We start from the raw sequence: 15,497 nt of genomic DNA on the forward strand, positions 1-15,497 counted from the left end.
GCCGGTTCGGCGAGCGGCTACTTGTTCACGTCCCGCACCGCGCCCGTGGACGCGTCGGTGGCCATCCGGGCGTAGGCGCGCAGGGCCGCCGTCACCGGGCGCACCCGGTCCGCCGGCTGCCACGGCCGCTCCGACGCCTCCATCTTCGCCCGCCGCTCGGCCAGCACCGTCGGGTCCACCAGCAGCTCCAGCCGCCGCTCGTGGATGTCGATCAGGATCCGGTCGCCGTCCTGGACCAGGCCGATCGCGCCGCCGCCCGCCGCCTCCGGCGAGACGTGGCCGATGGACAGGCCCGACGTGCCGCCGGAGAACCGGCCGTCGGTGATCAACGCGCACTTCCGGCCCAGGCCCGCGCCCTTGAGGAACGCGGTCGGGTGCAGCATCTCCTGCATGCCCGGCCCGCCGGCGGGGCCCTCGTAGCGGACCACGAGGACGTCACCCGCCTGGATCTCCTTCTTCAGGATGGCCGAGACGGCCTCCTCCTGGGACTCGACCACCCGCGCCGGCCCCTCGAAGCGCCACAGCTCCTCGTCGATGCCCGCCGCCTTGATCACCGCGCCCCGCTCGGCCAGGTTGCCGTGCAGCACGGCCAGGCCGCCGTCCTTGGTGTAGGCGTGCTCGACGTCGCGGATGCAGCCGCCCGCCGCGTCCGTGTCCAGCTTCGACCACCGGTTCGACGTGGAGAACGCCTCCGTCGTGCGCACCCCGCCCGGGGCGGCGTGGAACAGCTCGACCGCCCGCTGCGACGGCGAGGCGGCGCGCACGTCCCACTCGCCCAGCCACGACGCGATGTCCGGGCTGTGCACGGTGTGCACGTCCTCGTTGAGCAGGCCGGCCCGCCACAGCTCGCCCAGCAGGGCCGGGATGCCGCCCGCCCGGTGGACGTCCTCCATGTGGTAGTCCGAGTTCGGCGACACCTTCGACAGGCACGGCACCCGCCGGCTCAGCGCGTCGACGTCGGCCAGCGTGAAGTCGACCTCGCCCTCCTGCGCGGCGGCGAGGATGTGCAGCACGGTGTTCGTGGAGCCGCCCATCGCCATGTCCAGCGCCATGGCGTTCTCGAACGCCTTGCGGTTCGCGATCGACCGCGGCAGCACCGACTCGTCGTCCTGCTCGTAGTACCGCTTGCACAGGTCCACGACGGTGCGGCCGGCCTCGCTGAACAGCTCGCGGCGCGCGGAGTGCGTGGCCAGCGTGGAACCGTTGCCGGGCAGCGCCAGGCCCAGCGCCTCGGTGAGGCAGTTCATCGAGTTCGCGGTGAACATGCCCGAGCACGAACCGCAGGTCGGGCACGCCGACCGCTCGACCTCGGCCAGCCCGGCCTCGTCGACGTCCGGCGAGGCGGACGCGGAGATCGCGGTGATCAGGTCGGTCGGCGCGACGGCGACGCCGTCCACCACGACCGCCTTGCCGGCCTCCATCGGCCCGCCGGAGACGAACACCACCGGGATGTTGAGCCGCATCGCCGCGTTGAGCATGCCCGGCGTGATCTTGTCGCAGTTGGAGATGCAGACGATCGCGTCGGCCTGGTGCGCGTTGACCATGTACTCGACCGAGTCCGCGATGATCTCCCGCGACGGCAGCGAGTACAGCATCCCGCTGTGCCCCATGGCGATGCCGTCGTCCACCGCGATCGTGTGGAACTCGCGCGGCACCCCGCCCGCCTCGCGGATCGCCTCGGCCACGATGTCCCCGAGGTCGCGCAGGTGCACGTGGCCGGGCACGAACTGCGTGTAGGAGTTGGCGATGGCCACGATCGGCTTGCCGAAATCGCTGTCGGTCATGCCCGTCGCGCGCCAGAGCGCGCGTGCTCCCGCGGCGTTGCGGCCGTGGGTGGTGGTGCGGGAACGGAGCGGTGGCACGGCTCCTCCAGAAGTCTTTGCCAAGCGGTACGCGAACGACGCGCGCGGGGTGGGGGCGCGGGAGGGGCGGAGCGGTGCCTCAGAGGTTACTCCGCCGCAACGCCCCGACGACCAGGACGGCGGCGAGCGCGAGCGTGATGACGTGCACGGCCGTGCACCACAGGCAGATCTTCCCGATCAGCAGGAACTCGGCGGCCACCAGGTACACGACGAACAGCACGCCGACGCCGACGGACACCAGCCTGACCCAGTGCAGGGCCTCGCTGCGCCACGCGAACGGCAGGCACGCCACCGTCATGAACGCGAAGAAGGCCAGGCCCAGCACCGCGACCGGGATGCCGAGCAGCTCGGACTGCTCGCTGCTGGTGACCGCGCCGCAGTCGACCACCTCGCCCTCGGCGCACAGCAGCGCGCCCGCGGTGAAGTGCGCGATCGTGAGGTAGGCCGAGACGGCCAGGCCCGCCAGAGCCAGCACCAGGCTGACGGCGGGCACCCGGCCGAGGGTCCGCGTGTTCGAACTCACTCCTGCGACTCTACGGACGGCGGCGTTGCGTCCTGGTCAGGCTCCGCGTCCTCCGCCGGGCCCGCCGCGGCGTTCGGGTCGGCCACACGACCGCCGCTGACCAGCGACAACGTCGGCAGGTGACCGGCGCGGACGGCGGGCAGCCGGACCAGTGAGTCGTCCCGCAGCACGGCCGACAACCACCCCTTCGGGGTGAGCTTGATCGCCTTCACGTCATCCCAACGGATGACACGCGTGCGGAACGTCGACCGCGCCACCAGCCGCTCACCGTCCACCGTGGTCCGGTTGCGCACCACCCACGCCGCGAAACCGGCCGGCAGCAGGTAGACGGCCTGGAGACCCGGTGCGCTCCAGGCGAACGGGGTCGCGGCGATCGCGGCGAGACCGGCGGCCAGCAGGGCGGGGGTGGGGACGCGGAACACGGCTTTCGGCACGTCCGGAGATGCTGCCACCCTCGTCCGAGCGGGTGACTCCGGCCCACGTCCGCGCAGGAAGGGTGCCCACGATCCGGGAGTGCCGTCCCGCACAGTTGACGCTCCGCACCCTTGACGGTTAACGTCAGGGCCATGCAGCGCAACCTCGTTCTCGTACTTCCCAGGCGCGTCGACGCCTAGGCATTCGAGCTTGCGTCGACGCGCGACCCTCGTACGACCCGTTCGGGTTGGCGAGGGTTTTTTCGTGCCCGGACCGTGCATTCTCCTTACCCACGAGGCAGACAGATGACCAGCGCAACCTCGCGACCGGCTCCCGGTGAGCCGCCGTCGCCCCGCCCTGGACCGCGGCCGAAACCGGCCCCGCCGACCGGCGCCCCCATCCGCGTGACGGGTGCCCAGTCCCTCGTCCGCTCGCTCGAGGCAGTGGGCTGCGAGGTGGTCTTCGGCATCCCCGGCGGCACGATCCTGCCTGCCTACGACCCCCTCCTCGACTCCACCAAGGTGCGCCACATCCTGGTCCGCCACGAACAGGGCGCGGGCCACGCCGCGACCGGGTACGCGCAGGCCACCGGCAAGGTCGGGGTCTGCATGGCGACCTCGGGCCCCGGCGCGACGAACCTGGTCACGCCCCTCGCGGACGCCAACATGGACTCCGTCCCCGTGGTCGCCATCACCGGCCAGCAGTCCCGGCCGCTGATCGGCACCGACGCGTTCCAGGAAGCCGACATCTGCGGCATCACGATGCCGATCACCAAGCACAACTTCCTCGTCACCGACGCCGCGGACATCCCGCGCGCCGTCGCCGAGGCGTTCCATCTGGCCTCCACGGGCCGACCCGGCCCCGTCCTGGTGGACATCCCCAAGGACGTGCTCCAGGAGATGACCTCCTTCTCCTGGCCGCCGGAGCTGCGCCTGCCCGGTTACCGGCCGACGACCCGGCCGCACGGCAAGCAGGTGCGCGAGGCCGCGAAGCTGATCGCCGCGGCCCGCCGCCCGGTGCTCTACGTCGGCGGCGGCGTGATCAAGGCCGAGGCGTCGCCCGAGCTGCTGGAGCTGGCCGAGTCCACCGGCATCCCGGTGGTGACCACGCTGATGGCGCGCGGCGCGTTCCCCGACTCCCACCCGCAGCACCTGGGCATGCCCGGCATGCACGGCTCGGTCTCGGCGGTCGCCGCGATGCAGAAGTCGGACCTGCTGATCGCCCTCGGCGCGCGGTTCGACGACCGGGTCACCGGCCAGCTGTCCTCGTTCGCGCCGGACGCGCAGGTCGTGCACGCCGACATCGACCCCGCGGAGATCTCCAAGAACCGCCGTGCGGACGTCCCGATCGTGGGCGACTGCAAGGAGATCATCAGCGAGCTGGTCGACGCGGTCCGCGCGGAGAAGGAGAACGCGGACCGCACCATCGACCTGACGCCCTGGTGGGACCAGCTCAACGCGCTGCGCGAGACGTTCCCGGTCGGCTACGACTGGCCCGAGGACGGCACGCTGTCCCCGCAGTACGTCATCGAGCGGATCGGCCTGCTGACCCCGGCGGACACCATCTTCACCGCGGGCGTCGGCCAGCACCAGATGTGGGCCGCGCAGTTCGTGAAGTACGAGTCGCCGCGCACGTGGATCAACTCCGGCGGCCTGGGCACCATGGGCTACGCGGTGCCCGCCGCGATGGGCGCGAAGGCCGGCGTGCCGGGCGTCCAGGTGTGGGCCATCGACGGCGACGGCTGCTTCCAGATGACCAACCAGGAGCTGGCCACCTGCGCCATCGAGGGCCTGCCGATCAAGGTCGCGGTCATCAACAACGGCAACCTGGGCATGGTCCGCCAGTGGCAGACGCTGTTCTACGGCGAGCGCTACTCCAGCACCGACCTGGGCACGCACAAGCACCGCATCCCCGACTTCAAGCTGCTCGCGGAGGCGATGGGCTGCGCCGGGCTGCGCGCCGAGTCCCGCGAGGAGGTCGACGCGGTCGTCCAGAAGGCCATGGAGATCAACGACCGGCCGGTCGTCATCGACTTCGTGGTCGGCAAGGACGCCCAGGTGTGGCCCATGGTGGCCGCCGGCACCGGCAACAGCGAGATCATGGCCGCGCGTGGCATCCGCCCGCTGTTCGACGAGGACGAATGACATGACTAGGCACACCCTGAGCGTTCTGGTCGAGGACAAGCCCGGTGTCCTCGCACGGGTCGCGGGCCTGTTCTCCCGGCGCGGCTTCAACATCGAGTCGCTCGCCGTCGGCCGCACCGAGCACCCGGACATCTCCCGGATGACCATCGTGGTGTCGGTCGAGGAGCTGCCGCTGGAGCAGGTGACCAAGCAGCTCAACAAGCTCATCAACGTCATCAAGATCGTCGAGCTGGAGCCCGCCGCGTCCGTGCAGCGGCAGCTCCTCCTCGTCAAGGTGCGCGCCGACGCCACGGTGCGCAGCCAGGTCCTCGAGACGGTGCAGCTCTTCCGCGCGAAGGTCGTCGACGTCTCCCCGGAGGCGGTCACCGTCGAGGCCACCGGCACGTCTGAGAAGCTCGACGCGCTGCTGCGGATGCTGGAGCCCTACGGGCTCCGCGAGATCGTCCAGTCCGGCATGGTCGCCATCGGCCGTGGCGCCCGCTCCATCACCGCGACCGCGGTGCGCTGATTTTCCAGTTCCGAGGAAGGAAGTACCACCAGTGAGCGTCGAGATCTTCTACGACGACGATGCCGACCTGAGCATCATCCAGGGGCGCAAGGTCGCGGTCATCGGCTACGGCAGCCAGGGCCACGCGCACGCGCTGAGCCTGCGCGACTCGGGCGTCGACGTCCGGATCGGCCTCCCCGAGGGCTCCAAGTCCCGCGCCAAGGCGGAGGAGGAGGGCCTGCCCGTCGGCACGCCCGCCGAGGTCTCCGCCGAGGCCGACCTGATCATGATCCTGGCGCCGGACACCGCGCAGCGGCACATCTACGCCAACGACATCGCGCCGAACCTCAAGGACGGCGACGCGGTCTTCTTCGGCCACGGCTTCAACATCCGCTACGGCCTGATCACCGTGCCGTCCAACGTGGACGTCGCCATGGTCGCGCCGAAGGGCCCCGGCCACCTCGTGCGCCGCCAGTTCGTCGACGGCAAGGGCGTCCCCGCGCTCATCGCGGTCGAGCAGGACGCCTCCGGCAACGCGCAGGCGCTGGCGCTGTCCTACGCCAAGGGCATCGGCGGCACGCGCGCGGGCGTCATCAAGACGACGTTCAAGGAGGAGACCGAGACCGACCTGTTCGGTGAGCAGGCGGTGCTCTGCGGTGGCGCGTCCGCGCTGGTGCAGGCCGGTTTCGAGGTGCTGACCGAGGCCGGTTACGCGCCCGAGGTCGCCTACTTCGAGTGCCTGCACGAGCTGAAGCTCATCGTGGACCTCATGTACGAGGGCGGCATCGCCCGCATGCGCTACTCGATCTCCGACACCGCCGAGTACGGCGACCTCACCCGCGGTCCGCGCGTGGTGACGCCGGGCGTCAAGGAGGAGATGCGCAAGATCCTGGGCGAGATCCAGGACGGCACGTTCGCCACCGAGTGGGTCAACGAGGACGACGCCGGCCGCGGCAACTACAAGAAGTTGCAGCAGGAGGGCGAGCAGCACCCGATCGAGGAGGTCGGCAAGAAGCTGCGCGGCCTCATGTCCTGGGTCGACCGCCCCATCACCGAAACGGCGTAAGATCAGCGGTTTTTTCACCGGGGCCCGCGGTTTCGACCGCGGGCCCCGGTATACCTAGGCCCCATGACCGACAGCGCGCCCATCTACGACGACAAGGCCCACGTCCGGGGCAACCTCGACCTCGGCGGTGCCGAGTGGATCCGCAGCGACGAGGGCGCGGAGGAGGAAGAGGAGCACGTCGAGATCGCGTTCGTCGAGCACACCGACGGCGTGACGTACACGGCGATGCGGAACTCCGCCCACCCCGAGGGCCCGGTGCTGGTCTTCACCCCGGCCGAGTGGGAGGCGTTCATCCTCGGCGTGAAGGACGGCGAGTTCGACGAGCCCTGGTGACCCGGGCGGTATCGATTCCCGCGCGGCGGGTGGGTGTCAGCGCGCGAGCGCGGCCACCGTGAACTCCTCCGGGTACGGCGAGCGCGCCACGGCCTGCTCCGCGGTGAGCGTCCCGGCGGCCACCTCCCGGCACAGCGCGGCGACCGCCGCCAGCTCCGCGCGCTGGTCCCGGACGAAGTCGCGGTCCACCGGATCACCGTGGCCGGGCAAGACGACCGGGGCGTCCAGCGCGAGGACGCCGTCCAGCGCGGCCGGCCGGCCCTGCGGGAAGGCGTCACCGAACTGCGGCGGCGCACCGTGCTCCACCAGGTCGCCCGCGAACACCGCGCCCGCGTCCGGGACGTGCACGACGAGGTCGTGGTCGGAGTGCGCGGGCCCGAAGTGCCGCAGCTCCACGCGGCGACCACCGAGGTCCAGCTCCGCGCGGTCGTCGACCAGGTGGTCGGGCAGGACCAGGCGCACGGCCGCGATGCGGTCCCCGACCTCCACCTCACCGCGTTCCCGGTAGTTCCGCGCCCACCGCTCGCGCTGCTGCTCCCCGGTGGCCACCAGGTCGGCGTGGCAGCGCCGGTGCGCCCACACCGCGCAGGGCGCGAAGACCTCCGTGCCGAAGCTGTGGTCGAAGTGGGAGTGGGTCAGCACCACCTGCCACGGCAGCGGCGTCACCGCGCGCACGGCGGCGGCGAGCTCCGCGCCCTGCCCGGCGTCCCCTCCCGTGTCCACGACCAGGCACGACTCGCCGCCCACCACGAGCCCGACCGACAGGTCCAACTCCTCGTACCGCCGCACCAGCACGCCGTCCGCGGCCTCGATCCACTGTCCCATGCCCGGACCCGACCAGACCGTCGCGGACCGTCCAACCGGATCGGGCCACGGGTCTCCCGCCCACCGCTCGTTATGCTGCCGCGACGTCGATCGGCGGCGTGCGGACGGCGGCGTGCGGGCGGGGGTGCGGGAACGTGAAGGTGGTCGGCGTCGCGATGGTGCGCGACGAGGACGACGTCATCGCGACGACCCTCGGTCACCACCTGTCCATCGGCGTCGACGAGGTGCTGGTCGTGGACAACGGTTCGTCCGACGGGACCGGGCGGATCCTGCGCAGCATGAGCCGGAGCACCGGCCGCGTCCACTGGACCCGTGACGACGGCGAGTACCGGCAGTCCGAGGTGACCACGGCGCTGGCCCGCGAGGCCGTGGACCGCGGCGCGGACTGGATCGTGGTGCTCGACGCCGACGAGTTCTGGCACGCCGACGGCGACCTGCGCACGCGGCTGGCCGCGTGCCGGGCGGACGTCCTGCGGTGCCCCGTCGTGAACTTCGTCCAGGAGCGCGGGCGCCGGCGCAACGCGAGCCAGGGCCTGCTCCGCATGAACCACCGCGTCGAGCGCGCCGTCGGGCCGGTGGACCGGACCATGGAGCTGGTCACCTCGTCGCGGATCGGCTTCATCGAGATGCTGTACCCGCCCAAGTGCATCTCGCGCGCGGTGCCCACGATCGAGGTCCACCCGGGCAACCACGGCGTGTCCGGGCTGGACGGCCCGCAGGAGACGGTCGAGGACATCGCCTGCCTGCACGCGCCGCTGCGCAGCCGGGCCGACCTGGAGCGCAAGGCCGAGCAGGGCGTGCGGGTGGCGCGGAGCCCGGCGTTCCGCCCCGACCAGGGCTGGCACGTGCGCCGGTGGCGGGACCTGGCCGTCGACGGCGACCTCGACGCCGAGTGGGCGGCGAACAGCTACGACGGCGCGGGCAACCTCGACGTGTACGGCGTGACCAGGCCCCTGGTCCGCGACGAGCGCCTGGCGGACATCGCCCGCAGGGTCGGCGTCTGACCCCCCGACCTCCCGCGTGTCCTACCTCCGGAACACCCGTGTCCTACGTCCGCGTAGGCCGAGTTGAACGCTCAGGTCGGCGCCGCGGGTCCAAGTAGGACGCGCGTACCGTGTTCCACCAGGTGAAACGCGGCACCCGGGTGTCAACCACCCGGTGGGCGCTGACTATGCTCGTTAACAACCCGGACACATTGCCGTGGCCGGCCGGCGCGGGTGACGACCTGCTCGACGGCCCCGCGCTCCCCACCCGTTCACACCACCGGGAGCGACGTCCGTGACCAAGCCCGTTGTCCTCATCGCCGAGAAGCTCGCACCGTCCGTTCTCGACGTCTTCGGTGATGGCATCGAGGTGCGCCACGTCGACGGCACCGACCGTCCCGCGCTGCTCGAAGCCGTTGCCGACGCCGATGCCCTCCTGGTCCGCTCCGCCACCAAGGTCGACGCCGAGGTCTTCAAGGCCACGACGAAGCTGAAGGTCGTCGCCCGCGCGGGCGTCGGGCTGGACAACGTCGAGGTGCCCGCCGCCACCGAGCGCGGCGTGATGGTCGTCAACGCGCCCACCTCGAACATCGTCAGCGCCGCGGAGCACGCGGTCGCGCTGCTGCTCGCCACGGCCCGCCAGATCCCGGCCGCGCACGCCACGCTGCAGGACCACCAGTGGAAGCGCAGCAAGTTCAACGGCGTCGAGGTGCAGGGCAAGACGGTCGGCGTGGTCGGCCTGGGCAAGATCGGCCAGCTGTTCGCCGCGCGCATCGCCGCCTTCGGCACCGAGCTGATCGCCTACGACCCGTACGTCAGCGCCGCCCGCGCCGCGCAGCTCGGCATCGAGCTGGTGAGCCTGGAGGAGCTGCTGGAGCGCGCCGACTTCATCTCCATCCACCTGCCGAAGACCCCGGAGACCAAGGGCCTGATCGGTGCCGAGCAGCTGGCCAAGGCCAAGCGCGGCGTGATCATCGTCAACGCCGCCCGCGGCGGTCTGGTGGACGAGGAGGCGCTGGCCGAGGCCGTGAAGGAGGGTCAGGTCGGCGGCGCGGGCATCGACGTGTTCTCCACCGAGCCCACCACCGAGAGCCCGCTGTTCGGCTTGCCGAACGTCGTCGTCACCCCGCACCTGGGCGCGTCGACCACCGAGGCGCAGGACCGGGCGGGCACGGACGTGGCCAAGTCGGTGCTGCTCGCGCTGGCCGGCGACTTCGTGCCGGACGCGGTGAACGTGCAGGGCGGCGGCGTGGTCGGCGAGGAGGTCCGCCCGTACCTGCCGCTGGTGCAGAAGCTGGGCACGGTGGTCGCGGCGCTGAGCGCCAAGGCGCCGACGAGCGTCACCGTCGAGGTGCGCGGCGAGCTGTCCAACGAGGACGTCGCGGTGCTGCCGCTGGCCGCGCTGCGCGGCGTGTTCTCCAGCGTGGTCGAGGAGCAGGTCACCTTCGTCAACGCGCCGGCGCTGGCGAACTCGCTCGGCGTGAGCGTGGACCTGGCCAAGGAGCCGGAGAGCGCCAACCACCGCAGCCTGGTGACGGTGCGCGCGGTGCAGGCCGACGGCGCGGTCATCACGGTGTCCGGCACGCTCACGGGCCTGGACCAGGTGGAGAAGCTGGTCGGCATCAACGGCCGGAGCTTCGACCTGCGCGCCGAGGGCAACGTGCTGCTGCTGGAGTACCCGGACCGGCCGGGCGTCATGGGCACCGTCGGCACCCTGCTCGGTGAGGCGGGCGTGAACGTCGAGGCGGCCCAGATCAGCCAGACCAAGGACGGCGCGGACGCGTTCATGCTGCTGCGCGTCGACCGCCCGGTGGACACCGCCGTGCTCGACCCGATCGGCGCTTCCGTCGGTGCGCGCACGGTGCGCTCGGTCAACTTCGACTGACCGAAGCGTCGCTGTAACGGAGTAATGCCGCCGAGACCTGTCGGTGTATATCGCTGCAGGTCTCGGCGGTGTCACAGTTAACCGTTAGTCGTCAAAACTGTGGTTGCCATCACTCCTTCGGGCTAACTGATCAGCTCGATCGAACGATTAGGTTCCTCCCACGAGGTTGACCCGGTGCCGTAGAGGGCACGGCACCACGCGGGCAGTTCCCCTCACTGGATGCCGCTGCCCGCCCGGTCGAATCCGACCTCGCTTGGGGCACGTTGTGAGCCGATCTCGCGTTGTCGCCAGATCTGCCGTACCGGTGCTGGCCGCGATACTCGTCGCCGGTTCCACCGCCGGTACCGCGCTGGCCGCGGAAGATCCACTGGCACCGTCCGTCGCCAACGCGCACGGGCTGGATGCGGGCAAGTTGCAGATGAAGGTGTCCGGCCGGCTGTCCGCCGCCCAGGGCAGGGTCACCGCGTTCGTGGAGCTGGAGGCCAAGCCGGCCGTCGACGCGTTCGCCGAGAAGACCGACCAGGGCGCGAGCAAGCAGCAGGCGAAGGACGCCGCCAAGGCGACCAGGAACGACACCGGCCGGGTCACCGACCAGGTCGTCACCGCCCTGAGGGGCAAGGACTCGGGCACCAAGGAGCTGTACCGGACCGCCAACGGCGTGCCCGGCGTGGTGGTCCAGGCCGACGCGACCAAGGTCCGCGAGCTGGCCCAGCGCGCGGACGTCAAGTCCGTCCGCACGGTCGTGCCGAAGGCCCGCCAGAACTCCAGCGCCGTGCAGCTGACCAACACGCTCAAGGAGTGGCAGCAGTACGGCAAGCTCGGTGACGACACCCGCATCGGCATCATCGACACGGGCATCGACTACACCCACAGCGACTTCGCGGGGCCCGGCACCATCGCGGCGTTCGAGGCGATCGACGAGACCAAGGTCGACCCCTCGTACTTCCCGACCCCCAAGGTCGTCGGCGGCTACGACTTCGTCGGCAACGCCTACGACGGCGAGAGCGACGACCCGGCGGTCAACACCCCGAAGCCGGACCCGAACCCGCTCGACTGCAACGGCCACGGCTCGCACGTCGCCGGCACCGCGGCGGGCTTCGGCGTCAACGCCGACGGCAGCACCTTCAAGGGCGACTACACCAAGCTCACCCCCGAGGCGCTGAACGCGATGCGCATCGGCCCCGGCACCGCGCCGAAGGCCCTGCTGTACGCGCTCAAGGTGTTCGGCTGCGAGGGCTCGACCAACGTCACCGCGCAGGCCCTGGACTGGGCGCTCGACCCCGACGGCGACGGCGACTTCTCCGACCACCTCGACGTGGTCAACCTGTCGCTCGGCTCCGACTACGGCGCACCGGACGACCCGGACAGCCTGTTCGTGCGCAAGCTCAACGCCTCCGGCGTGGTCACCGTGTTCTCCGCGGGCAACGGCGGCGACCTGTACGACATCGGCGGCTCGCCGGGCAGCACCCCCGAGTCGCTGACCGTGGCCAGCACCCGTGACGCGTACGTGCTGCGCGACGCGGTCGAGGTGACCGCCCCGGCCGGTGCGGCGGGCCGCAAGCCCGGCCAGTACAGCGTGGCGTTCAACTACGAGGGCGCGGACGTCACCGCTCCGGTCGTGGCGATGAGCGACGCGGCGAACAAGGACGGCTGCCTGCCGTTCTCGGCCGCGGACAAGGCCGCCGTCGCGGGCAAGATGGTGTGGCTGGAGTGGGACGACAACGACGCCACGCGTCGCTGCGGCTCGGTCGGCCGGACCAACAACGCCACCGCCGCCGGTGCCGTCGGCGCCGTGTTCACCTCGAACCTGGAGCACTTCAACGCGGGCATCTCCGGCAACGCGTCGATCCCGGTGTTCCAGTTCACCGGCTCGGCCACTGCGGCGCTGCGCCCGGTGCTGGCCTCGGGCGCGCTGGTCGTGCGCCAGGCGGGCGTGCTGCGCACCTCGTTGCCGACCTACGACCCGTCGATCACCGACACCCCGAGCTCGTTCACCTCGCGCGGCGTGCGCGGCCCGGTCGTGAAGCCGGACGTCGCCGCACCCGGTGACACCATCGCCTCCGTGCTGGTGGGCTCGGGCAACAAGACGATGGTCAACTCGGGCACCTCGATGGCCGCTCCGCACGTCACGGGCATCACGGCGCTGGTGCGCCAGGCCCACCCGGACTGGACGCCGGAAGAGGTCAAGGCCGCGATCATGAACACCGCGGGCCACGACGTGAAGGCCGACGGCAAGACCTACGCGCCCAACCGCGTGGGCGCCGGCCGCATCGACGGCGCGGCCGCGGTGGAGAACCAGGTGCTCGCCTACGTGCAGGACGACCCGGGCGCGGTGTCCGCGTCCTTCGGCACGGTCGAGGTGGCCGGCCCGCTCACCCGCACCAAGACCATCAAGGTGGTCAACAAGTCGACCAAGTGGGTGGACTACACCGTCGGCTACGAGGCGCTGACCGAGATCCCGGGCGTGCGCTACGAGCTGTCGACCACCAGCGTGCGGCTCAGCCCGCGCGGCATCGCGCGGATCACCGTCTCGCTGAAGATCGACGACCCGACCGCGCTGCGCAAGACGGTCGACCCGACGGTCGAGCTGAACCACCTCGACGTGCCGCGCCAGTACCTGGCCGACGCGTCGGGCCGGGTCCTGCTGACCCCGAAGAGCGGCTCCTCGGTCGGGCTGCGGGTGCCGGTGTACTCGGCGCCGAAGCCGGTGTCGGACATCAACGTGCCCAACAACATCCGGGTGTCGAGCTCGGGCCAGGGCGTGCTGAACCTGACCGGCCGCGGCGTCAACCAGGGCGGTTACCAGTCGCTGGTGAGCGCGTTGGAGCTGCAGGCGTCCTCGCCGAGGCTGCCGGAGTGCCGCCGCAACGTCACGTCCGACTGCGTGCTGAACGAGACCGCCAAGGGCGGCGACCTGCGTTACGTCGGCGTCACGTCGACCGCGCCGCTGGCCAAGGCCCAGGGCTCGCCGGAGGACGCGGTGCTCGCGTTCGGCCTCGCGACCTGGGGCAACTGGTACAACCTGGGCAGCAACACCGTCCCGTTCGTGGACATCGACACCAACGGTGACGGCACGTTCGACTACGAGGTCTACGCGACCAAGCTCACCGACACCGACCTGCTGGTCGCGTCGACGGTAGACCTGGCCACGGGCACCACGGTCGACATCCAGGGCGTCAACGGCCAGTTCGGTGACGTCGACACGAACGTGTTCGACACGAACGTGGTGGTCCTGCCGGTGCTGCTGACGGCGCTGGGCATCGACCCGTCGGCGGACACCTCGCGGATCGGCTACCAGGTCGGCGTGTCCGGGTTCTACGTCGCGCCGGGCTCGTCGGACGGCCTGATCGACTCGATCCCGAACGCGCTGTCGTTCGACCCGCTCAAGCCGGGCCTGTGGGTGCAGGGCGGCGGCGACGCCGCGCTGTCCTACCTGTCCCGCCCGGGCACCGCGCTGGTCGTCAACCGCGACGCCGAGTCGCTCGCGGCCGACGGCGCGGACAGCCTGCTGGTCCTGCACCACCACAACGCCTCGGGTGACCGGGCGGACGTGGTGAAGGTGAAGGGGCGGCTGACCGCCCGCGCCGCGGACTGATCGTCGTGCACCGCTCTGGCCGGTCGGGGACTGCCCCGGCCGGCCAGAGCCGTTTACGCACATCGGGTGACGACCGAACGGGGGCACTGAACCGTTCGGGTGTCCCGCAGTCCGGGAGATATGGCCACGGAGGGGTGTTCCGAGTGCGGTTTCACCGCTTCGGACCGGTAGCCTTTCGCAATGGAAACTAGTCCCGCGCAGTGGGACTGATACCTGGGAGGTGTGTGGATGCGGCTCGCAGTGATCCCAGGAGACGGGATCGGGCCCGAGGTCGTCGCCGAGGCCCTGAAGGTGCTCGGTGAGGTCGTTCCGGCGGCTGAGATCACCCGCTATGACCTCGGCGCGGCGCGCTGGCACGCCACAGGTGAGTTGCTGCCGGAGTCCGTGCTCGGTGAGCTCCGCCAGCACGACGCGATCCTGCTGGGCGCGGTGGGCGACCCATCGGTGCCGAGCGGGATCCTGGAGCGCGGCCTGCTGCTGCGGCTCAGGTTCGAGCTCGACCACCACGTGAACCTGCGCCCGGCGCGGCTCTACCCGGGCGTGCGCAGCCCGATCGCGGACCCGCCGGAGATCGACATGGTGGTGGTGCGCGAGGGCACGGAGGGCCTGTACGCCGGCAACGGCGGCCTCCTGCGCAAGGACACGCCGCACGAGATCGCCACCGAGGTGTCGATCAACACCTCGTTCGGCGTGGAGCGGGTGGTGCGCGACGCGTTCGCCCGTGCCGCCAACCGGCCGCGCAAGCACCTCACGCTGGTGCACAAGACCAACGTGCTCACGCACGCCGGGTCGTTGTGGTCGCGCGTGGTGGAGGAGGTGTCGTTGCAGCACCCCGACGTGACGGTGGCCTACCAGCACGTGGACGCGGCGACGATCCACCTGGTGACCGACCCGGGCCGGTACGACGTGATCGTGACCGACAACCTGTTCGGCGACATCCTGACCGACCTGGCGGCGGCCGTGACCGGCGGCATCGGGCTGGCGGCGTCGGGCAACCTCGACGTGACGCGGCGCAACCCGAGCATGTTCGAGCCGGTGCACGGCAGCGCGCCGGACATCGCGGGCCAGGGCATCGCGGACCCGACGGCCGCCGTGCTGTCGGTGGCGTTGATGCTCGACCACCTGGGCGAGTCGGAGTCGGCGCGGCGGATCGAGGCGTCGGTGGCGTTCGACCTGGCCACCCGCGACCACTCGTCGCCGGGCGCGACCTACGCGGTAGGCGACCGCCTGGCCGCTCTCGTGTCGTCGAACGTCAGGACGGCCTGACACGCGTGTCCTACGTCCGGAACGCGCGTGTCCTACCTCCAGGACGCGTGAGTCCTACGTTCGGAACGCGTGAGTCCTACGTCCAGGACACCTGAGTTCAACGCTCAGCGCACG

General features: G+C 71.2%; 12 protein-coding genes. 8 read left to right on the forward strand and 4 right to left on the reverse strand.

Going from position 1 to position 15,497, the window contains the following annotated elements:
* Positions 1-17: 17 nt before the first annotated feature.
* The 3 genes from ilvD to AB0G02_RS15585 form a co-directional block, all read right to left on the reverse strand.
* Entirely contained in the window at positions 18-1,862 is a 1,845-nt protein-coding gene (gene ilvD / locus AB0G02_RS15575) for a dihydroxy-acid dehydratase (protein ID WP_360794182.1), read from the reverse strand.
* Positions 1,863-1,941: 79 nt separating this feature from the next.
* Positions 1,942-2,385, reverse strand: a complete 444-nt coding sequence (locus AB0G02_RS15580) for a vitamin K epoxide reductase family protein (protein ID WP_360794184.1) — start codon at positions 2,383-2,385, stop codon at positions 1,942-1,944.
* Positions 2,382-2,819 carry a PH domain-containing protein gene (locus AB0G02_RS15585; protein ID WP_360794185.1) on the reverse strand — a complete coding sequence of 146 codons (438 nt, stop codon included), beginning with the start codon at positions 2,817-2,819 and terminating at the stop codon, positions 2,382-2,384. Before AB0G02_RS15585 ends, AB0G02_RS15580 begins: the two co-directional genes overlap by 4 nt.
* A 285-nt stretch (positions 2,820-3,104) precedes the next feature.
* On the opposite strand from AB0G02_RS15585, the gene AB0G02_RS15590 reads away from it, so the two are divergent.
* From AB0G02_RS15590 to AB0G02_RS15605, 4 genes are all read left to right on the forward strand, one after another.
* A complete protein-coding gene (locus AB0G02_RS15590; protein ID WP_360794187.1) occupies positions 3,105-4,943 on the forward strand; it encodes an acetolactate synthase large subunit in 1,839 nt (612 codons plus the stop codon).
* Between the two features lies 1 nt (position 4,944).
* Positions 4,945-5,451 (forward strand): acetolactate synthase small subunit, encoded by a 507-nt coding sequence (gene ilvN, locus AB0G02_RS15595; RefSeq protein ID WP_077009444.1) that lies wholly within the window; start codon positions 4,945-4,947, stop codon positions 5,449-5,451.
* Between the two features lie 31 nt (positions 5,452-5,482).
* Positions 5,483-6,496 (forward strand): ketol-acid reductoisomerase, encoded by a 1,014-nt coding sequence (ilvC, locus tag AB0G02_RS15600; protein WP_360794190.1) that lies wholly within the window; start codon positions 5,483-5,485, stop codon positions 6,494-6,496.
* 63 nt (positions 6,497-6,559) lie between these two features.
* The gene (locus tag AB0G02_RS15605; RefSeq protein WP_360794192.1) at positions 6,560-6,829 is read left to right on the forward strand and encodes a DUF397 domain-containing protein; all 270 of its coding nucleotides are present in this window, start codon (positions 6,560-6,562) and stop codon (positions 6,827-6,829) included.
* A 36-nt stretch (positions 6,830-6,865) separates the two neighbouring features.
* Here AB0G02_RS15605 and AB0G02_RS15610 read toward each other — a convergent pair whose 3' ends face one another.
* On the reverse strand, positions 6,866-7,654 hold the full coding sequence (locus AB0G02_RS15610; RefSeq protein WP_360794194.1) for an MBL fold metallo-hydrolase: 789 nt from the start codon (positions 7,652-7,654) through the stop codon (positions 6,866-6,868).
* Between the two features lie 134 nt (positions 7,655-7,788).
* On the opposite strand from AB0G02_RS15610, the gene AB0G02_RS15615 reads away from it, so the two are divergent.
* The 4 genes from AB0G02_RS15615 to AB0G02_RS15630 all read left to right on the forward strand — a co-directional run bounded on the left by AB0G02_RS15615 (position 7,789) and on the right by AB0G02_RS15630 (position 15,383).
* Complete coding sequence (locus tag AB0G02_RS15615) at positions 7,789-8,658, forward strand: glycosyltransferase family 2 protein (RefSeq protein WP_360794196.1); 870 nt, start codon at positions 7,789-7,791, stop codon at positions 8,656-8,658.
* Between the two features lie 274 nt (positions 8,659-8,932).
* On the forward strand, positions 8,933-10,522 hold the full coding sequence (serA, locus tag AB0G02_RS15620; RefSeq protein WP_360794198.1) for a phosphoglycerate dehydrogenase: 1,590 nt from the start codon (positions 8,933-8,935) through the stop codon (positions 10,520-10,522).
* 265 nt (positions 10,523-10,787) lie between these two features.
* A complete protein-coding gene (locus AB0G02_RS15625) occupies positions 10,788-14,117 on the forward strand; it encodes a S8 family serine peptidase (RefSeq protein ID WP_360794200.1) in 3,330 nt (1,109 codons plus the stop codon).
* A 228-nt stretch (positions 14,118-14,345) separates the two neighbouring features.
* Positions 14,346-15,383 carry a 3-isopropylmalate dehydrogenase gene (locus AB0G02_RS15630; RefSeq protein ID WP_360794202.1) on the forward strand — a complete coding sequence of 346 codons (1,038 nt, stop codon included), beginning with the start codon at positions 14,346-14,348 and terminating at the stop codon, positions 15,381-15,383.
* The last annotated feature ends 114 nt before the right edge of the window (positions 15,384-15,497 follow it).

Origin of the sequence: Actinosynnema sp. NPDC023658 (genome assembly GCF_040639995.1) — a bacterium.
In the GTDB taxonomy this organism is placed as follows: Bacteria; Actinomycetota; Actinomycetes; order Mycobacteriales; family Pseudonocardiaceae; genus Actinosynnema.

Coding starts and splice junctions, on each gene's coding strand:
- AB0G02_RS15590 (WP_360794187.1), top strand. CDS start 3,105: ATGACCAGCGCAACCTCGCGACCGGCTCCCGGTGAGCCGCCGTCGCCC.
- ilvN (WP_077009444.1), top strand. CDS start 4,945: ATGACTAGGCACACCCTGAGCGTTCTGGTCGAGGACAAGCCCGGTGTC.
- AB0G02_RS15605 (WP_360794192.1), top strand. CDS start 6,560: ATGACCGACAGCGCGCCCATCTACGACGACAAGGCCCACGTCCGGGGC.
- AB0G02_RS15610 (WP_360794194.1), bottom strand. CDS start 7,654: ATGGGACAGTGGATCGAGGCCGCGGACGGCGTGCTGGTGCGGCGGTAC.
- AB0G02_RS15630 (WP_360794202.1), top strand. CDS start 14,346: ATGCGGCTCGCAGTGATCCCAGGAGACGGGATCGGGCCCGAGGTCGTC.